Below are 18,567 nucleotides of genomic sequence, written 5' to 3' on the forward strand. Positions count from 1 at the left end.
GAGATGACAGGAGGTCGATTCCACCGAATTAGAAGCTCGGCGGCCGCAATGCGCCGGAGCTCCCCAAGTTGCCGGATTTTCACACGGCCTGGGCCCTTAGCCAAACAACGATGGGGCCTATTGTGATGTCGGCTATCGGCGGTAAACCGGGCGCAGGGCTCGTTCGCTTCGACTGCCGCTTGTGACCTGCTTCGGACATTTTCTTAACGTCCGGCCGACCCGGACAGCGCCGGGCCGGCTGCATGCATCAATGGGCATGCATCGCTCAGGGACGAACGCGGATGATCGTATTGCCCTTGCGTCGCTCGGTCGGATTTAAGGCGGCGACGGCATCATCGAGCGTCGAGATGTTGCCGATGTTCGTCCGCAATCGTCCATCCCGTACCCGCTGGACGATCTCACTCAGTTGCGCACGATCGGGCTCGACGACGAAGTCAACCGCCACGCCGTCGGAGGGCCGCGCCTCGGCTGGCCCGACGACAGTCACCAGTATTCCTCCAGCTCGAATCAGTCCTGCAGACCGCTTCTGGATATCACCGCCGATAACATCAAATACCAGATCGACTTCGCCGACCTCTTCCAGGGCGTCGTTGTCGAGATCGACGAACTCCTTCGCGCCGAAGTCGAGCACCGTCTGACGGTCAGCGGCACGTCCGGTGCCGATGACGTAGGCGCCGGCCTCTCGTGCGAGTTGCGTCACCATCGACCCGACTGCGCCGGCCGCGCCGTGTGCGAGAACGCTCTGCCCCGCGTGAAGGCGGCCGTGCTGGAACAGCCCTTGCCATGCGGTCAGGCCCGAGATCGGCAGGCTCGCGCCCACCGTGAAGTCGACGTCGCCCGGCAGCGGCGCGAGGTTGCGAGCCTCGATCGCCACATACTCGGCCAGCGTGCCGTCGCGATACCAATCCGCGAGGCCGAACACCCGCTGTCCCACCGACAGCCCCGTCGTGCCATATCCGAGAGCGGCGACCACTCCGGCCAGCTCGTGCCCAGGGATCGACGGTGTTCGGTCATGATCGAGGCGATCGGTCCAGGTCGAGGGCCACGCCAGCTCAGTCGGGACAAATCCCGACGCATGAACCTGAACGACGACATCGTTTATCGCTGCCCGCGGCCCGGGCCGCTCCACCAGCTTCATCGCGGCCGTTCCCGCGGTTCGGTCCGTTACAACGATAGCCTTCATGGGAATTATCTCCTCGGTCATTTGTCTCTTTTAGTGTGTTGCACGGGGCGTGGATGTGCCGGCCATCGACAAAACGCCAGGCAGTGCGGAACTCCTGTCTCCGTGTCTGCGATCTGAACTGTCTGCATTGACTGGGGCTCCCACTCAGCCTGATGGATCTGGATCGCTCCAGTCGCCGGTGCCAGCGAATAGATGCGTTGCGCATGGTCATAAAACAGTACCAAGATTGCGGATTCTGGCTGTACCAAGCGCAATGGACCTTTCGGCCTGCTGCTTCCGGTGTTTGCCTTGATGTCGAGCGTGTTGTTGCTTGGCGAGCGCATGACGCCAAAGTTAATCGTCAGTGGGCTGCTCGCGATGTCAGACGTGGCGATGACACAGGCCAGGCCGAGCGCGCGCCCCGTTTGAACACGGACGTCGCGTCATGGCATCGACATCATCTGTCCGGCCAATGGAGATCACGATGTTGCGACCCCACGCGCCCGCCTGATCATGCGGTAATATCCATTGGTCGAACAGGAAGACGCATCATGAAGTTTCGCCATCTCGTCACCGCGCTTCTCGTCATGGTCTCGATCGGCGCAGCGCATGCGGCGCCGCAATGGCTGAGCCTGCCGCCGACGCCGACACTGCCCAAAGCGGCCCACAGCGGTCTCGCGCCCATCAACGGGGTCAAGATCTGGTACGCGGTGTTCGGCCGCGGTCAGCCCGTCGTGTTGCTGCATGGCGGTCTTGCCAATGCGAACTACTGGGGCCACCAGGTCCGCGCGCTGCAGCGGCACTATCAGGTCATCGTCATGGAGAGCCGCGGCCATGGGCGCAGCAGCCGCAATCAGGAGCCCTATGGATATGATGTAATGGCCTCGGACGTGGTCGGGCTGCTTGACCATCTCAAGATCAGGAAGGCGGCGATCGTCGGCTGGAGCGACGGCGCGATCATCGGCCTCGATATCGCCATGAAGCATACGGAGCGGGTGAGCAAGCTGTTCGCGTTCGCGGCGAACTCGGATCCGTCAGGCGTTGCGGATATCGCTTCGAGCGACGTGTTCAACGCCTACATCGCCAGGGCCGGCGAAGAATACAAGCGCCTCTCGCCGACACCGACGGAGTACAAGAGCTTCGTCGCCGACATCACCAAAATGTGGGAGAGCCAGCCGAAATGGACGGCTTCGGATCTCGCTTCGATCAAGGCCCCGACCTGGATCGTGGACGGCGATCATGACGAGGCGATCAAGCGCGAGAATACCGAGTTCATGGCGGCGAACATTCCCGGCGCCGGCCTGCTAATCCAGCCGGAGGTCAGTCACTTCTCGTTCTTGCAGGATCCCGAGCAGTTCAACGATGATGTGCTGCATTTCCTGGAACGTGGCGGAGGCCCGCGCGCATCGCCGAAATGAAGAGCCGTAGGGTGGGCAAAGCGTAGCGTGCCCATCATGTCGACCGTGCGTTCCGAGAGATGGTCGGCACGGCGCGAGCGCGCCTTTGCCCACCCTACCGAAGCTGGTGCCACGTCATTGCGAGCGCGGCTCTCTCAACACTGTCATTGCGAGGAGCCCTTGCGACGAAGCAATCCAGAATCCCTCGGCTGTGACAGTCTGGATTGCTTCGCGGAGCCTGTCATCGGGCCGCGCTTCGCGCGGACCCGTTGGCTCGCAATGACGGGTCACCACATTGCCCGCGTCGCAAATCACCGCGCACAAAAAAACGCGGCGTTGCCGCCGCGTTTTTCGATTCGATCTGCAGCTCGGAGCTCACGCCTGCGGCTGCGGCTCCAGGCCGGGATCCGGATCGGGCCGCGGGCGCGACTTGCCGGCCGGGGGCACGGCGGAGGCGCGCGGCGTGGCCGGCTCCAGCACGGACTCGCGGTTCGGCTTCTTGCCCTTGAGCAGGTCGACGATCTCCTCGCCGGTCAGCGTCTCGAACTCGAGCAGGCCCTTGGCGAGCGTCTCGAGGTCGGCATGCTTCTCGGTGAGGATGCGGGTTGCTTCCTTGTAGCCTTCCTCGACCAGGCGCTTGATCTCGGAATCGATCTTCTGGACCGTCGCCTCGGAGGCGTTCTGTGTCCGCGACACCGACATGCCGAGGAAGACCTCGTCCTGGTTCTCGCCGTACGAGACGGTGCCGAGCTCTTCCGACAGGCCCCAGCGCGTCACCATCATGCGGGCAAGGCGCGTGGCCTGCTCGATGTCGGAGGCGGCACCCGAGGTCACCTTCTCGCGGCCGAAGATCAGCTCTTCGGCGACGCGGCCACCCATCATGATGGCGAGGCGCGAGGTCATCTGCTCCAGCGACATCGACAGCTTGTCGCGCTCCGGCAGCTGCATGACCATGCCGAGCGCACGGCCGCGCGGGATGATGGTCGCCTTGTGGATCGGATCGGTCGCGGGCACGTTGAGGCCGACGATGGCGTGGCCGCCCTCGTGATAGGCCGTCAGCAGCTTCTCTTCCTCGGTCATGACGAGCGACTTGCGCTCGGCGCCCATCATCACCTTGTCCTTGGCCTCCTCGAACTCGGCCTGCGTCACCATCCGCTTGTTGCGGCGGGCGGCGGTCAAAGCGGCTTCGTTGACGAGGTTCATCAGGTCGGCGCCGGAGAAGCCCGGGGTGCCGCGCGCGATGGTCTTGAGGTTGATATCCGGCGCCAGCGGAACTTTACGAACATGCACCTTGAGGATCTGCTCGCGGCCGACGACGTCAGGATTCGGCACCACGACCTGGCGGTCGAAGCGGCCCGGACGCAGCAGCGCGGGATCGAGCACGTCGGGACGGTTGGTCGCCGCAATGAGGATCACGCCCTCGTTGGCCTCGAAGCCGTCCATCTCGACCAGCAACTGGTTCAGCGTCTGCTCGCGCTCGTCATTGCCGCCGCCGAGACCGGCGCCGCGGTGGCGACCGACGGCGTCAATTTCGTCGATGAAGATGATGCAGGGCGCGTTCTTCTTGGCCTGCTCAAACATGTCGCGGACACGGCTCGCGCCGACGCCGACGAACATCTCGACGAAGTCGGAACCGGAAATGGTGAAGAACGGCACGTTGGCCTCGCCCGCGACCGCACGCGCGATTAGGGTCTTGCCGGTGCCGGGAGGACCGACCAGCAGCACGCCGCGCGGAATGCGGCCGCCCAGGCGCTGGAATTTGCCGGGGTCGCGCAGGAATTCGACGATCTCCTGGAGATCCTGCTTGGCCTCGTCGACGCCGGCGACGTCCTCGAAGGTGACGCGACCATGCGCTTCGGTCAGCATCTTCGCGCGCGACTTGCCAAAGCCCATCGCCTTGCCGGCGCCGCCCTGCATCTGTCGCGACAGGAAGATCCACACGCCGATCAGCGCGATGAAGGGCAGCCAGGAGACCAGCAGCGAGACGAACCACGGCACGTTGTCGCCGGGCGGCTTCGCGGTGATCTGCACCTTGCTGTCATAGAGCCGCTTCACCAGCGTCGGGTCGTTCGGCGCATAGGTCTGGAAGCTCGAGCCGTTGGTGAAGGTGCCGTGGATGTCGGGACCCTGGATCACGACGTCGCGGACATTGCCGCGGTCAACCTCGCTCAGCAGCTGGGAGAAGGCGATGTCCTGCGAGGACGCGCGCTGACCTGGATTCTGGAAGAGCGTGAACAATGCCAATAGCAGCAAGACAATGATGACCCAGAGGGCGAAATTGCGCAGATTGGCGTTCATCGATCTTCCTTCGTGGTCGCGCGGATCGCGGCCCTGATCCTTGGGGAGTTACTTTGGTCAATGCGAGGAAATCCCAAGGAATCCTCTCGGTTAGACGCATACAATTTAGGTGCCGCCCCGGTCGCTGCCAAGGGAACGAGATGGGACTATTTATCCCATCTTAGCGCGATTCCCGCTGAAATAATGGCGTCCTAGCCCGGGTTTTTCCCGCCTGGTTAAGGTCGCCTGACGGCGCCGAGCCGAAGCGGCCGGTGTCATGATCCGACCTCATGCAGCCCTCATGCGCGCTTCATGCACCCTTCACGGACCCTTGCGCCGCCGCGCCGGCGCCGGCGCGATGTGGATACGCCCGCCGACGAGGCTGATCAAGGCTCCCGCAAGGGTCTGCTTCAGGACCGGCCGGCCATTTGCGGCTGCACGGGGACCTGCGGCGATGGCCCGATCAAGCGCGGACATCAGGGTTTCGACCTTGCCGAGTTCCGCCGGCCCCTCGTGCCCGAGCGCGGCGATGGCCCGCAGCAGCAGCCGCAGCCGGACCTCCTCGGGCAGGATGGCAAACGCCGATGCCTCGAAGCTTCGAATGCCCGCCTGCGGCGCAAAGTCGCGATCCCGCAAGCGGAGGAAGCGCTCGGCGCCGTCGGCGAGCACTTCGACGGCCGCATTGGCGCGCGCCAGCCTTGCCGCGAGCCGCACGAGCGTGCGGGCATCGCCGCCTTCGGCCGCGAGCTGTGGCAGCAGCGCGCGCAGCCGCGGCCGGGTGAAGGCGGTGTCGCGGTTGGTGGGGTCGTCGGCAAAGCCGACCTTCGCCCGCTTCAAGGTCGCGATCAGCTGCGCCTTCGGAACGTCGAGCAGCGGACGCGCCAGCACGATGCCATCGCGCTCGCTGACACTGGCCATCGCCGACAGCCCGGCAAGTCCGCTGCCACGGAGCATCCGCATCAGCAGGGTCTCGGCCTGGTCGTCGCGGGTGTGGGCCGTCAGCACATGGCTGGCGCCCACGGCCCGCGCGGCCTGTGCCAGCAGCAGGTAACGGGCCTCGCGCGCCGCCGCAGGCAGTCCCGTCTTCGGCTTTGCGCCACGCCAGCGCAGGGTCCTGTGCGGCAGTCCGAGTTCGGTTGCCAGACGCTTGACCTCGCGCGCCTCGCGGGCCGCTTCCGGACGCAGGCCGTGATCGACGGTGACGACGGTGAGTTGCGGGCCGCGCACAAGACTGCGCCGCCAGCGGGCCACGAGCCACATCAGCGCGACTGAGTCCGGCCCGCCGGAGACCGCGAGCACCAGCGCCGGCGCAGCTTTCAGGCCCGCGAACAGCCGCCTCGCCTCGCGCGCCGAGATCGGAGAATTGTCGTCGTCTGACATGACGGCCCAGCAATCGTCAGCGGATGATTGCGATGTTTAGCGCAGCACCATCCGCATTGTCAGGGCCTTAGACGCCGCGCGTCAGCACTTCACCCGCTTCTGCTCGCGATCGACCGCGGCTTTGACGCCGGCGGAGGCGCGCGGATATTTGCGGCCGACCTCGCCGAAGGCGGCGCAGGCGGCCTCCTTCTCCTTCAGCGCGGCGAGCGACTGGCCGAGCCGCAGCAGCGCATCCGGCGCCTTGGCCGATTTCTCGTATTTGGTGGTGACGGCGAGGAACGCTTCCGCGGAATCGCGATATTGCTGGCGCTGGAAGTAGCTCTCGCCGAGCCAGTATTGCGCGTCGCCGAGCAGAGGATCGCTCGGGTATTTCTGCGCAAAATTCTTCATGGTCTGCTCGGCGAGCGCATAGTCCTTGCGCTGCATGTAGCCGATGCCGAGGTCGAACTCGTCGCGCGGCGTTGCCGATGGCGGCAGCGTCGTCAGGCCAGCGCCGCCTGATGGCGCGGGACGGCCGGATTGGGCCGGCGGATAGCCGGGCTGCGCCGCCGGGGGAGCGGCCTGTTGCTGATAGCGGGGGCTGGTGTTGGCGAGATCGAGCGGTTCGCCGGCACCGCGGCCGCCAGGGGCACCACTGGGAGCTCCTGCCGGCATCGGCTGCTGACCGCCGCCGAGCGCGCGCGGCGCACCGGGCGCGTTCGGGTTCTGGTTCGGATCGAAGGCATCGCCGCGGCGGCGCGTGCCGGGTGCGCCGGGCGCCGGTTGCTCCTGAACGATCGGCGCGGGAGCGGCGATCTGCGGCTGCTCGTAATTCGGCTGCACGGCCTGCTGCTGCGGCTGCTGCTGGCGATAGCCCGGCGCGACCTGGCTTGGTGCGATCTGGGCGGGCGGCATCGCCGCGACGTTGGGCGCCTGTCCGGGCGCGGCCTGCGCGCCGCCTTCGAGCGCCCGCAGCCGCTCCTCGAGCTGGCGGTTGCGATATTGCAGCTCTTCGTTCTGGCCGGTGAGCTGGCGCAGCTGGTTCTCCAGCCGCTCGATCCGCATCTCGGGATCGGCATCATCCGACTGCGCCAAGATCGACTGCGCAAGTGCGGGCGAGCACAAAGAGAGCAGCGCGGCGATCGCCGCGGTGCCGGTAAAGACCTTAAATCTGGATGACATCTTGCCCTGACGACAAAAGCGAAATGGCCTGCGACGGAACATTCGACGCGCCACACATTGAAGTGGAGTACGCCAAAAATGTGACTGGTACCAAGGGGTTTCTGTCACAGAATGCTGAAACGAAACCGGCGCCCGAGAGGGCGCCGGCATCATCCAGTTCTGAAGCTGAACGGCGCCTGACTGAACGTCAGGAGCTCGCGTTCAGGACGGTGACGGCGCGCCGGTTCTGCGACCAGCAGGAGATATCGTTACAGACCGCGACCGGCCGCTCCTTGCCGTAGGAGATCGTGCGCATGCGGTTCGGATCGATGCCGCGCGAGGCGAGGAACGAACGCACCGACTGGGCGCGGCGGGCGCCGAGCGCGATGTTGTATTCGCGGGTGCCACGCTCGTCGGCATGACCTTCGATGGTGAAGCTGTAGCGCGGATAGGTCTGGAGCCATTGCGCCTGCTTCTCCAGGGTCACGATCGCCTGAGGGGTCAGATCGGTCTGGTCGCTTTCGAAGAACACGCGGTCACCCACGTTGACGACGAAGTCCTGCTGGCTGCCCGGCGTCGCCGCGTTGGCCATCGCATCCGTCGCAGCATTCTTGTTGGCGCAGGCGCCCATCGACAGCGCGACGGCAAGCACCGCGACCAGCTTCAATCCCTGGAGGATACGCATAGGATGTTTCATTCCGGAGCCTCCACGCTCGCGTTAGTCCACTGCTGTCCGGTCTACAGGGGGTTGGTTAAGCGAACGTTCCGTCAACCTTGACGGAACCTTGCCTCAGCCGATCAAATGCCCCCAACCAGCGAAAAGCACCCATGATGGTTAATGGGTTGTAAATGTGGCGCGAGGGTGAAGGCAAGCCGCGCCAGCTAGCAGAAGCACTGTTTTTTGCCGGGATTCTAGGCCGAAAGGCGTATGGCGGCCCGAGACGCCGCTTCGGAATCAGGCGTGAACGGCGTCCGCCACGAACACCGGCCGCTGCGGAACGGACCGTTGCGGCGCCTGGCGCTGACCACCGCGCCCGAACAGCATCCGCCGCTCGAAGGCGGTCGACCGCATGATCGGATAGCGCTCGAACACCTTCTTGCGGAAGGTCGGGAAGTCCGCCGCCATCAGCCCGAACGGCTTGGTGAGACCAGGAACCAGCCGGGGCTCGGCGATGGTCTGGTGCAGGAACACCCGGCGGTAGAAGGCCTGATGCTCGGGGCGCACGATCGCAAGGCCTAGATCGGCATTAAAATGCTCGCAGGCCATGTAGGCGAGCCGCGTCGTCAGATAGGGCAATTCCGGGACACGTTTGACCTGGTCGGGATCGGCGACGAAGCGGGTCGGGTCGATCATGACCTCGCCGCGGTCGAGCCGCGGCAGCAGGATCTCGGGGAAGACATCGGCCGAGGTGGACTCGCGCCATTCCGAGTTCAGCACGCTGATGCGCACGGAGCTGCAGAGCTCGCCGTTGAGATAGACGCCGAAGGTCCACGCGTTCGGCAGCTCGTCGTAGCGGTCGGTGACCCGCGCGTCCGCCGATTCCTTGACGGCGCCTTCGCGCCGATAGGCGCGGTAGCGGAGATTGTAGATCTCCTCCTTCTCGTCTGCCGTCTCTGCGAGATGATAGTCGAGGTCGGTGAGGAGTTCTGCCCCTCGCCCAACAGCCGAAATGACCGCTTTGGCCGAGGACTGCATCCCAACTCCTTACCCACACCGCTCACTGCAAACGCGCGCAAGCCTGGAGGATTTCTCCAGAACAACTTCCACGCGCGTGATGAATTATTAACAGCTTCTTAACATCTATGCAAAGCAATCGAACGGTTAGGGTTAACCGCCGTAGCACTACGGTGGCGGCAACAGACTGAAACGACAGGAAGTTTTTTGAGAGGCGGTCTTAAGCGAAAGAGCGCGAGAAGGCGACCTGGAGCGCGCTGTCACCCCGGCGTCCATGCGAGGCGTTGAGGAGCTGGCGCATCCGCACTGCGGGCACCGGACGGCTGAACAGATAGCCCTGCCCCTCGGAGACGGTGCCGTCGGCGCTGATCAGCTCGAGCTGCTCGTTGGTCTCGATGCCCTCGACCACGACGGCCATGCCGAGGTCGGCGGACAGCCGCGCGACGCCGCGCAGCAGCGTCAGCGGCCGGTCGGTATCGATGCCTTCGAGGAAGGAGCGGTCGATCTTCACCTTCTGCATCGGGAAATTGTGCAGATAGCTGAGGCTGGAATAGCCGGTGCCAAAATCGTCGAGCGAGATGCGCACGCCGAGCGCATGCAGTTGCGACAGGATGTCGTGCGTGAGCTGGGTGTTGCGCAGCAGCGAGGATTCCGTGATCTCGATCTCCAGGCGATGGGCCGGAAGCCCCGAGACTTCGAGCGCGTAGCGGATTTCGCTCAGCACGTCGCGCTGGTGGAATTGCTGCGGCGAGAAGTTGACGGCGACGCTGACGCCCTCCGGCCACTTCATGCATTCCATACAGGCGCGGCGCAGGATCCAGCGGCCGAGATCGACGATCAGGCCCATGTCCTCGGCGACCGGGATGATGTCGACCGGCGAGACGGTGCCGCGCACCGGATGATTCCAACGCAGCAGCGCTTCGCAGGTGGTGATCTTGCCGGACTTCAGATTGACCAGCGGCTGATAGAACAGCTCGAACTCCTCGTTGGCGAGCGCTTTGCGCAGGTCGAGCTCGAGGATACGGCGGGCCTCGACAGTCGCCGCCATCTCGTCGCGGAAGAAGCAGAAGGTGCCGCGGCCGTCGGCTTTGGCGCGGTACAGCGCCATGTCGGCGTTCTTGAGCAGCGTATCGGCGCTGGTGCCATCGGGCGAGGTCAGCGCGATGCCGACGCTGGCGCCGATCTCGACCAGATGATTGTCGATGCGATAGCGCTCGCTCAGCCGCTCGACGATGCGGCGGGCGAGACCAGCTGCGTCTTCGGGCGAGGAGATGTTCTGCTGGAACACGACGAATTCGTCGCCGCCGAAGCGGGCGACGAAATCCTCCGGCCGCAACATCTCGCGCAGGCGGTTGGCGACCGCACACAGCAGCTGGTCGCCGCAGGGATGGCCGAGCGTGTCGTTAACCTGCTTGAATTGATCGAGGTCGACGAACAGCAGCGCCGAGAGCCGTTCGGAATGACGCGAATGCGCCAGCAGTCGCTCGATCTCGTCGCGGAAGCTGACGCGGTTGGGCAGCGCCGTAAGTTCGTCGTAGCGGGCGAGATGGCTGATGCGGGCTTCGGCGCTGGTGCGTTCGGTGATGTCTTCCAGCAGCAATACCGTGCCGCCACCGGTCATCGGCTGGAACGTCCAGGCCAGCGTGCGGCCGCGCGCCTGATCCGGATCGGCGGTGACGATCTCGCAGATTCGCGCCTTCTCGATCTCGGACAGGATCTGATTGCCGCTCTCCGGCGAGATCGACCCGGCAGCGACGCAGGCCGAGGCGATGTCGGCGGCCGTGGCGCCGCGCTTGACGAGGTCCTCGGGCAGCGCCATGAGCTCGCTGAAGCGGTGGTTCATCACGGCGAGGCGCCGATCGGCGCGAAACATGCACAAGCCGTGCGGCATGTTGTTGAGCGCGGTGTCGAACTGGCTGGCCAACGCGGATTCGCGGAAGCTCGAGGTCAGCGCCTTAACGAAGATCGCGTGCAGGCTGAGGTTGATGTTCTTCAGCGCGATGAAGAACAGCACGAGCAGGATCGCGAGCCCGATATAGTAGAATCCGCCGTGCAGCAGCAAGGCGAGCGACATCGGACCGCAGGCGAGCGCGACGTGCCACTGCACGACCCTGGGCTGGCCGTAATTGCGGGCGGCGCCGCCGGCGGTGTAGCCGACCGTGACGGCGACGCAGAGCATGTTCGCGACCGCGTCGTCGTTGTTGAAGATCACGACGAAGCACCACACGCCGATGACCGCGGCGTAGACGAGCGCGCCGAACCAATAGCGCGGCTCCAGATGCTTGGCCTGCTGGAACGTCAGGCCCGGCACGCGGTTTTCGTAGGGCCGCATCTGAAACGCGCGCCCGGTGCCGATGGCAATGATCAGAAACGCGATCGGCCACAGCAACACGTCGCCGGTCTTCAGCGCAGTCATGACCGCGGCCACGGCCGCGGAGGCCGAGCCGAGGAAGATAGCCCAGAAATTCTGCACCATAGAGTTGATGAGAGCGGCGTAGAGTATCGGCTCCAGCTCGTCTCGATCGCTCTGCTTCTGGTCGGCCAGCTGCATTGAGTTGCTACGCGTCCTGTTTGGCGCGTAGTCTTACCCAGCCCAGATGAAGCCTTTCTGAGGGAACATCGTTAAAGTCGAGTTGTTTTTCGGCAATAGCGAACTAGTTTCCGCTGATATTTCAAGCACCTAGGCAAGTCTTGCCGAGCGCAAGGTGAAGGAAAACTTGCTTTCCTCACCGAACCCGAAAAAAACTGCACGCTTTTTCGATAACATCGCGCGTCCGGAGGCGCGATCTATTGACCTGCCGTCGAGGACAGTAGCGGCGACCATGCCGGATCGGAGGCGAAGCCGGGCGTCGGCACCTTCAGCTCGTTGCGACCGGAGATGTCGACGGTGTACAGCGACGGTCCGGCATTGCCGCCGGGATCGCGGAAGAACATCAGCACGCGGCCGTTCGGCGAGAAGGTCGGACCCTCGTTGTGGAAGCCGGAGGTGAGCAGCCGCTCGCCGCTGCCATCCGGCTTCATGACGCCGATCGAGAACTGCCCGCCGCCCTGCCTGGTGAAGGCGATGTAGTCGCCGCGCGGCGACCAGACCGGGGTCGAATAGGTGGCGTTGGTGTCGTCCTTGGAGAACGAGATGCGCTGCGCCTGCCCACCGCCTGCGGCCATCACGTAAATCTGCGACCTGCCGCCGCGATCGGATTCGAAGCAGATGCGGGCGCCATCTGGAGAATAAGAAGGAGAAGTGTCGATCGCCGGCGTGTCGGTGAGGCGCGTGGTCGAGCGCGAGCGCAGATCCATCACGAACAGGTTGGAATTGCCGCCCTGCTGCAAGCTCATGATGACGCGCTGGCCGTCCGGCGAGAACCGCGGCGCAAAGGTCATGCCCGGGAAGTTGCCGACGATCTCGCGCTGGCCGGTCTCGATGTTGAACAGATAGACCTTCGGATCGCCCTGGCCGAACTCCATATAGGTGATCTCTTGCGAGTTCGGCGAGAAGCGCGGCGTCAGCACGAGGTCGGAGCCGCGGGTCAGATAGCGCACATTGGCGCCGTCCTGGTCCATCATCGCGAGCCGCTTGACGCGGCGCTCCTTCGGCCCGCTCTCGTCCACGAACACCACGCGGCTGTCGAAATAGCCCTTCTCGCCGGTCATCCGCTCGTAGATCTGGTCGGAGATGATATGGGCGATGCGCCGCCAATATTCCGGCGAGGTGAAATATTGCTGGCCGGCGAGCTGCTGGCCGGAGACCACGTCCCAGAGGCGGAATTCGGCCTTGAGCCTGCCGTCCGGCTGCCGCGTCATGCGACCGGTGACGAGGGCCTGCGCGTTGATGGTCTTCCAGTTCTGGAATTGCGGCGCGACGTCGATGTTGCTGATGCGCTCGATGAAGGCGGCCTGGTCGATCGGCGCGAACAGGCCCGAGCGCTTCAGATTGTTGGTGATGACCTGCGTGACGCCGTTGCCGACGTCGCCATCGGACGGCGAGCCCGGCAGGAAATTGGTGATCGCGATCGGGACCGGCTGGAATTCAGTAGGATCGATGCGAAGCCGCGGCTGCCCCTGGGCGAAAGCGTGTCCACCCCCGAGCATCGCGAGTGCCGATCCGGTGGCGGTCATGAAACGGCGGCGGTTCATCGAACGAGCATCATTCATCGCAAAATTCTTTTGTTCGGATGTCACAACATATCTTTCAGACCGAAAGTCATCGGAATGAGCTTCCAGCTCTCGTACTGCTGCTTCGGCATGAACGAATAGACCTGGCACTGCACGATGGCGCGCTTGGCGCTCTCCGCCACCGCCTGGGCGATCGACCGCGACGGTCCTCGCACCGCGACGACGATCGGCTCGGCCGCCAGCGATCCGTCGATCTTCATGGGAATGTCGATGTCGGCTTCATACTGGTCGGCGTCTTGCCCGTTATAGGTCGGAGTGAAGCAGCGCTTGACCGCGCCCTGGAATGCACCGCGCCAGGTCGCGACGTTGTTGGCGGCAGTCCCGGTCGCCGATCCCAGCGACGCCGACGCATTCAGCGCCGAGCCGGCGAGCTCGTGCCGGGTGGCGGCGCGCTTGTCGAGATCACGCTGGATCTGCGCCGGGTCGAAGGTGCGCTCCTTCGGCTTCGGCTGCTGCTGAGGCTGCACCGCCGCGACCTTCTGCTCGACGGGCTTCGGCGGCGGCTTCTTCGTCTCCAGCTTCTTCTGGAGCTCGGCGATCGGATCTTCTTTGGCCGGATCAGGCTTCTTTTCCTGCGGCTTCGGCTCTTCCTTCGGCTTTGCTTCGGCGACAGGCTTGGGCGGCGGCTCGGGCTTCTTCTCGACCGGCTTCTCGACGGGTTTTGGCGGCGGCTCGGGCGTCGAGTTGGTCTTGATCAGCTCTTTCTTCTCGGTGACCTTACCGACGGCGTCTTCCTCGGGCTTCGGCTCCGCGATCTTCTCGACCTTCGGCTTCGGCTTGTCCTTCTCGCCGGTCTTCTGCCCCGCCATCATCTTCGCGAGTTGATCGGTGGAGATGATGTCGATCGGAAGCGACTCTTCCGGCGCGATGTAAGCCTTGCTGCTAAAGGTGACGAGCCCCCATCCCAGCACGAGGACGTGGAGAGCAATCGACGCAACGAGTGTCTTGTCGACCTTCACCTTCACGGCTTACCCCTGCTCCGCTTCCGTGACGAGGGCCAGCTTCTTGAAGCCCGCACCGGACAACAGGCCCATCACCCTGGCGACCGTTCCGTAATCGGCCTTCTTGTCGGCGCGGAGATAAATGCGTTCCTCGAGCCCGCCGCGGGCGTCCGTGATCGCCTTGAGCTTCGGCACCATCTCGTTGATCGCGATCTCGGCGTCGTTGATGAACACCTTGCCCTTGATATCGACCGACATCTGGATCGGTTTCTGGTCGTTCTGCTCGAGGCTCTTGGCCTGGGTCTGCGGCAGATCGAGCGGCACGCCGACGGTGAGCAGCGGCGCCGACACCATGAAGATGATGAGCAGCACCAGCATCACGTCGACCATGGGGGTGACGTTGATCTCGGCCATGACCGGCTTGCGCCGGCTGCGGCGCCCGCCGCCTCCGGACGAACTCGCGACGTTCATGCCCATAGTCTGATGCCCAAATTGCCCTTCACACTATACATGCCGTCATACATGCCCTCCGTCAGCCCCGCTCGTCGATCTGACGTGACAGGATGGCGGAAAATTCATCGGCGAAGCCTTCGAGCCGCTGGGCCTGCCGATTCACCTCGGAGGTGAACTTATTGTAGAAAATAGTGGCAGGAATGGCGGCGATGAGACCGACGGCGGTCGCAAACAGCGCCTCCGCGATACCGGGGGCCACCACCGCCAGAGAGGTGTTTTTCGACGCCGCGATCGACTGGAAGCTCGACATGATGCCCCAGACCGTGCCGAACAGGCCGACGAAGGGGCCGGCGGAGCCGACGGTCGCGAGCACCAGGAGCCGGCGTTCCAGCCGCTCGACCTCGCGCGCGATCGAGACGTTCATCACCTTGTCGATGCGCATCTGCAAGCCCGCGACCGAGCGGGCATGGCTCTCGAAGGAACGCTTCCATTCGCGCATCGCCGCCACGAAGCAGGCCGCCATCGAATGGGTCGGCTTGGCCGAAAGCGTGCGATAGAGCTCCTCGATCGACTCGCCGGACCAGAACGCCTGCTCGAAACGATCCATCGAGCGCCGTGTGCGCGCGTAAAGAAAGATCTTGTCGATGGCGATCGCCCAGACCCAGACCGAGCAGGACAGAAGTCCCAGCATCACCGCCTTCACGATCCAGTGAGCCTGCCAGAACAGCGCAATCAGCGACACGTCGGCGGAGGCAGCAACCGGAAGGGCTGACTGAGCCACGTCGGCCGGATTCATAAGCAGTATCCTCTCAAGGCGATCGTTACCTAATGTCCTTCGGCCAGCAAATGGCGGCCGGTGTCCTCTAACAGCCGCGCTAGAACCGGCGCGGCCGGCAAGCCCGCTCAAAGCCTTGGTTTTTTGGGGTGCAGGGCTCGTCCAAAGGCTCTCCAAAGCCGGCCGCCTGCATTCCCCGCCAAGATGTCAAAACTATGGGCCTCGACACGGCTTCGGGCGCGACTGTCCGCAATTACCAGAGCCCGGCGTTGGTTAATGCGGGGTTACCGGGAACGAATTTGGCTGCGGGAAAGGCAGGCAGCGCAGGGGGATGGGCGGACAGGGTCCGCTGCGTCCGGGACACCAGAGTTCCCCTCCTCCCTGCAGACAGCATGAGGAGCGCCCTCGCGCCTGCAGGAACCAGCCCTCGCCCGGAAAAGTTGTCCCGGAAATTCATCTTTGGCGAGGTTTTGCCATGAGCATCAACCCCAAAACGACTGCCGCGATCGGCGATCACCCCCTGCACCCCATGCTGATTCCGTTCCCCGTCGCCTTCCTGGTCGGCGCGCCGATCGCCGACTTGGCCTTCATCGGAACCGGCGATGCCTTCTGGGCCCGCGCCGCGATCTGGCTGATCGGCGCCGGCATCGTCATGGCGCTCGTTGCCGCCGTAGCCGGCTTTACCGACTTCTTGAGCGAGCCCCGAATCCGCAGCCTCGAGGATGCCTGGTATCACATGGTCGGCAATCTCGCGGCGGTCGTGCTGGCGCTGGTCAACTTCTATCTCCGCTACGCGCAAGGCACTGAAGCTGCGGTCAAGCCGTGGGGCGTGGTGCTGTCGCTCATCGTCGTCGGCATCCTCCTGTTCACGGGATGGAAGGGCTGGGAGATGGTGCACCGGCATCACGTCGCGGTGCTGGACGCGCCAGGCCAGACCAGCTCGGAGCCGGTCATGCCGCCTCATGGCGGCGAGAGCGACCGGCGGGCCGCCTGAGCGAGGCGCGCATCAAGCGGTCAGCGCCGCAGCGCCGCTTTCCGTGGGACTACGTGCTTGCATAGCAGGCATTCAGGACCATATGCTCAGTTATCGAGCTTCGGCCGACTGCTTTGGCCGGAATCTCCTGGCAAAGCATCTCGTTCACGACCCCGCGGTGGCACGCCATCAGCGGGGTTTTTCGCAGGCGGCCGACTTCAGCTCCGCCGGAGCGAATCCCGCATCCTCTTGGTTCAAGGTCCTTCCGAAAACATGTCGCCCAATACCGCCGCCGACGACCAGCACGACGACATCATGTATCCCTCCGCCCTGCCGTTTCTCCTGGTCCACCTCGGCTGCATTGCGGCGATCTGGTCAGGCATCGATTGGCAGGCCGTCGCGATCTGCGTCTCACTCTATTGCGTACGGATGTTTGCGATCGGAGCCGGCTACCACCGCTACTTCTCACATCGGGCGTTTGCAACCAGCCGGGTGTTTCAGTTCATCCTGGCCTGCCTCGCGCAGAGCAGCGCGCAGAAGAGCGTTTTGTGGTGGGCGGCCAAGCATCGGCACCATCACCTGCATTCCGATACCGAGACCGACGTGCATTCGCCGCGTCACCGCGGCTTCCTCTACAGCCATCTCGGCTGGATTTTTTCGCGGCAACACGACACGACCGATCTCGTGAAGGTCGGCGATCTCGCCGCCTATCCGGAGCTGATGTGGCTGCATCGGCTGGAGCTGCTGCCGGCTTTCGCGCTTGCAACGCTCTGCTTCCTGGCGGCGGGCTGGTCGGGCCTGGTGGTTGGCTTCCTCTGGAGCACGGTGCTGCTCTATCACGCGACCTTCTGCATCAATTCCCTCGCCCATGTGCATGGACGCAAGCGATACGTGACCGGCGATGATTCCCGCAACAACTGGCTGCTGGCGCTGTTCACGCTGGGTGAGGGCTGGCACAACAATCACCACGCCTACCAGAGCAGCGTGCGACAAGGCTTCCGCTGGTGGGAGATCGATGTGACCTATTACGTCCTGAAGGTCTTGTCGTGGATCGGCGTCGTCTGGAACATCAAGGCGCCGCCCGAACAGGTGCTGCGCAACGAACAGCCGCTCGGCGCACGGGTCATCAATCGGGCGGCCCGCGAGCTTGCCGGACGGTTCGATGCGCAGACGCTCGCGCACGCGATCTCCTCGGCGCGGCGCCGGGCCGACCTCGCCCAGCTGCAACTGCCGACGCTGCACGACATCCTCAATCGCGCGCATGAAGGCGTCGATGCGCTGACGCATCTGCATCTGCCGAAGATACCGACCCGGGACGAGTTTCTCGCCGAGGCCAAGGCGATGTTCGCGCGAACACGATCGCTCAACGAGATCGTGGACCACGCCTACGAACACTTCCTGGCGTCGGTGCGCGCACAGCTCGCGGCCACGACCTGAACGTCGCGGCTGACCGCCGCGCGCGTTGCATCCGCGCAGCGGAGATGTCTTGACGCTCTCAGTTGAACCTGTAAGCGATGCCGAACGTCGCCATGTGGCTCTGCAACCGTACGGAGTTTGTGGTGCTCTGGGTTCCTAAGCAATTGATGGTCACCACACCGAAAGCGGGGTCGTTGATCGTGGCGCTTCCGGCGCAATCGCGGGTCTGCGAAAAACGAGCGGTTCCAAAGTCGGCATAGCGATACTCGCCGCGCTACCTGCCCATGCGGAAAACGCGTTGTCAGGACCAGGACTTGTCGCGCCTCCCACGGCCCGGGTTCTACGGCACCTTCTGGTCCTGCACATGCCCGTAGACCACACCGCAGAACGAGCGCTGGCCCGGACACCGGCCAAAATGGCAATCCGGATCAAGCGCGCAGCCGCCGTAGACGAGGCCGATATAGCCCAACACCGCGAACGCGGTGATGCCGAGCAGCAATCGGGTGTGGCGGTCCATGAACTTCGTCCTGGAATAACCTGCGCCCATCGGCGAAGCGGCACGCACACATCCTAGTGTCGATAGACGCACCGTTCGAGGACCGGCGCTGACATTTTCGCAACATCATGACCGGGCTTGGCGCCTTCGCTGAAGTTTCGGCGGCCGACCACATTTGTGGGCCCGGCGCAGCCTTGGCGGAGCCGAGTCCCGGCCGTTCACGCCTTGCCCCGCGGTGCAAGAACGTGGATGCCACGGACAAGCCCGGGCATGACAATCCCTCGCAGGTCCGGCGGACGAGGAAGGTAC

General features: G+C 64.3%; 15 protein-coding genes. 3 read left to right on the forward strand and 12 right to left on the reverse strand.

What is annotated here, in order from left to right; all coding sequences use genetic code 11:
• Positions 1-265: 265 nt before the first annotated feature.
• Complete coding sequence (locus BLV07_RS04460; RefSeq protein WP_091881160.1) at positions 266-1,183, reverse strand: NADP-dependent oxidoreductase; 918 nt, start codon at positions 1,181-1,183, stop codon at positions 266-268.
• Positions 1,184-1,713: 530 nt separating this feature from the next.
• Between BLV07_RS04460 and BLV07_RS04465 the strand changes: the two genes are divergently transcribed.
• Positions 1,714-2,580, forward strand: coding sequence for an alpha/beta fold hydrolase (locus tag BLV07_RS04465; protein ID WP_091880419.1), 867 nt, complete (start codon positions 1,714-1,716; stop codon positions 2,578-2,580).
• 354 nt (positions 2,581-2,934) lie between these two features.
• Here BLV07_RS04465 and ftsH read toward each other — a convergent pair whose 3' ends face one another.
• The 10 genes from ftsH to tolQ form a co-directional block, all read right to left on the reverse strand.
• Entirely contained in the window at positions 2,935-4,857 is a 1,923-nt protein-coding gene (gene ftsH / locus BLV07_RS04470) for an ATP-dependent zinc metalloprotease FtsH (protein ID WP_091880422.1), read from the reverse strand.
• A 300-nt stretch (positions 4,858-5,157) separates the two neighbouring features.
• Entirely contained in the window at positions 5,158-6,216 is a 1,059-nt protein-coding gene (gene tilS / locus BLV07_RS04475; RefSeq protein ID WP_091880425.1) for a tRNA lysidine(34) synthetase TilS, read from the reverse strand.
• 81 nt (positions 6,217-6,297) lie between these two features.
• Complete coding sequence (gene ybgF / locus BLV07_RS04480; RefSeq protein WP_176945343.1) at positions 6,298-7,377, reverse strand: tol-pal system protein YbgF; 1,080 nt, start codon at positions 7,375-7,377, stop codon at positions 6,298-6,300.
• 187 nt (positions 7,378-7,564) lie between these two features.
• Positions 7,565-8,053, reverse strand: a complete 489-nt coding sequence (gene pal, locus BLV07_RS04485) for a peptidoglycan-associated lipoprotein Pal (protein WP_035704649.1) — start codon at positions 8,051-8,053, stop codon at positions 7,565-7,567.
• A 258-nt stretch (positions 8,054-8,311) separates the two neighbouring features.
• Entirely contained in the window at positions 8,312-9,052 is a 741-nt protein-coding gene (locus BLV07_RS04490) for an N-acyl amino acid synthase FeeM domain-containing protein (RefSeq protein ID WP_091880428.1), read from the reverse strand.
• Between the two features lie 199 nt (positions 9,053-9,251).
• Complete coding sequence (locus BLV07_RS04495; RefSeq protein ID WP_091880431.1) at positions 9,252-11,582, reverse strand: putative bifunctional diguanylate cyclase/phosphodiesterase; 2,331 nt, start codon at positions 11,580-11,582, stop codon at positions 9,252-9,254.
• A gap of 236 nt (positions 11,583-11,818) precedes the next feature.
• Complete coding sequence (tolB, locus tag BLV07_RS04500; RefSeq protein ID WP_176945360.1) at positions 11,819-13,165, reverse strand: Tol-Pal system beta propeller repeat protein TolB; 1,347 nt, start codon at positions 13,163-13,165, stop codon at positions 11,819-11,821.
• Between the two features lie 41 nt (positions 13,166-13,206).
• Positions 13,207-14,169, reverse strand: coding sequence for a cell envelope integrity protein TolA (gene tolA / locus BLV07_RS04505; RefSeq protein ID WP_091880437.1), 963 nt, complete (start codon positions 14,167-14,169; stop codon positions 13,207-13,209).
• 3 nt (positions 14,170-14,172) lie between these two features.
• Positions 14,173-14,622 carry a protein TolR gene (gene tolR, locus BLV07_RS04510; protein WP_091880440.1) on the reverse strand — a complete coding sequence of 150 codons (450 nt, stop codon included), beginning with the start codon at positions 14,620-14,622 and terminating at the stop codon, positions 14,173-14,175.
• Between the two features lie 55 nt (positions 14,623-14,677).
• Positions 14,678-15,394, reverse strand: a complete 717-nt coding sequence (tolQ, locus tag BLV07_RS04515) for a protein TolQ (RefSeq protein WP_028180156.1) — start codon at positions 15,392-15,394, stop codon at positions 14,678-14,680.
• A 454-nt stretch (positions 15,395-15,848) separates the two neighbouring features.
• Between tolQ and BLV07_RS04520 the strand changes: the two genes are divergently transcribed.
• Both BLV07_RS04520 and BLV07_RS04525 read left to right on the forward strand, forming a co-directional pair.
• The gene (locus tag BLV07_RS04520) at positions 15,849-16,367 is read left to right on the forward strand and encodes a DUF2231 domain-containing protein (protein WP_091880443.1); all 519 of its coding nucleotides are present in this window, start codon (positions 15,849-15,851) and stop codon (positions 16,365-16,367) included.
• Positions 16,368-16,619: 252 nt separating this feature from the next.
• Positions 16,620-17,783 carry an acyl-CoA desaturase gene (locus BLV07_RS04525; protein ID WP_091880446.1) on the forward strand — a complete coding sequence of 388 codons (1,164 nt, stop codon included), beginning with the start codon at positions 16,620-16,622 and terminating at the stop codon, positions 17,781-17,783.
• 319 nt (positions 17,784-18,102) lie between these two features.
• Here the strand turns inward: BLV07_RS04525 and BLV07_RS47335 are convergent, their stop codons facing one another.
• The gene (locus BLV07_RS47335; RefSeq protein ID WP_164934733.1) at positions 18,103-18,279 is read right to left on the reverse strand and encodes a hypothetical protein; all 177 of its coding nucleotides are present in this window, start codon (positions 18,277-18,279) and stop codon (positions 18,103-18,105) included.
• Positions 18,280-18,567: the final 288 nt, after the last annotated feature.

It is taken from the genome of Bradyrhizobium sp. Rc2d (assembly GCF_900099855.1).
Taxonomy (GTDB): Bacteria; Pseudomonadota; Alphaproteobacteria; order Rhizobiales; family Xanthobacteraceae; genus Bradyrhizobium.

Excerpts from the sequence above, each read along its gene's own strand:
- tolQ (WP_028180156.1), bottom strand. The coding sequence starts at position 15,394 with ATGAATCCGGCCGACGTGGCTCAGTCAGCCCTTCCGGTTGCTGCCTCC.
- ftsH (WP_091880422.1), bottom strand. The coding sequence starts at position 4,857 with ATGAACGCCAATCTGCGCAATTTCGCCCTCTGGGTCATCATTGTCTTG.
- tilS (WP_091880425.1), bottom strand. The coding sequence starts at position 6,216 with ATGTCAGACGACGACAATTCTCCGATCTCGGCGCGCGAGGCGAGGCGG.
- BLV07_RS04495 (WP_091880431.1), bottom strand. The coding sequence starts at position 11,582 with ATGCAGCTGGCCGACCAGAAGCAGAGCGATCGAGACGAGCTGGAGCCG.
- BLV07_RS04460 (WP_091881160.1), bottom strand. The coding sequence starts at position 1,183 with ATGAAGGCTATCGTTGTAACGGACCGAACCGCGGGAACGGCCGCGATG.
- BLV07_RS04465 (WP_091880419.1), top strand. The coding sequence starts at position 1,714 with ATGAAGTTTCGCCATCTCGTCACCGCGCTTCTCGTCATGGTCTCGATC.
- BLV07_RS04490 (WP_091880428.1), bottom strand. The coding sequence starts at position 9,052 with ATGCAGTCCTCGGCCAAAGCGGTCATTTCGGCTGTTGGGCGAGGGGCA.
- BLV07_RS04520 (WP_091880443.1), top strand. The coding sequence starts at position 15,849 with ATGAGCATCAACCCCAAAACGACTGCCGCGATCGGCGATCACCCCCTG.
- BLV07_RS04525 (WP_091880446.1), top strand. The coding sequence starts at position 16,620 with ATGTCGCCCAATACCGCCGCCGACGACCAGCACGACGACATCATGTAT.
- tolB (WP_176945360.1), bottom strand. The coding sequence starts at position 13,165 with ATGAACCGCCGCCGTTTCATGACCGCCACCGGATCGGCACTCGCGATG.
- BLV07_RS47335 (WP_164934733.1), bottom strand. The coding sequence starts at position 18,279 with ATGGACCGCCACACCCGATTGCTGCTCGGCATCACCGCGTTCGCGGTG.
- pal (WP_035704649.1), bottom strand. The coding sequence starts at position 8,053 with ATGAAACATCCTATGCGTATCCTCCAGGGATTGAAGCTGGTCGCGGTG.
- ybgF (WP_176945343.1), bottom strand. The coding sequence starts at position 7,377 with ATGTCATCCAGATTTAAGGTCTTTACCGGCACCGCGGCGATCGCCGCG.
- tolR (WP_091880440.1), bottom strand. The coding sequence starts at position 14,622 with ATGGGCATGAACGTCGCGAGTTCGTCCGGAGGCGGCGGGCGCCGCAGC.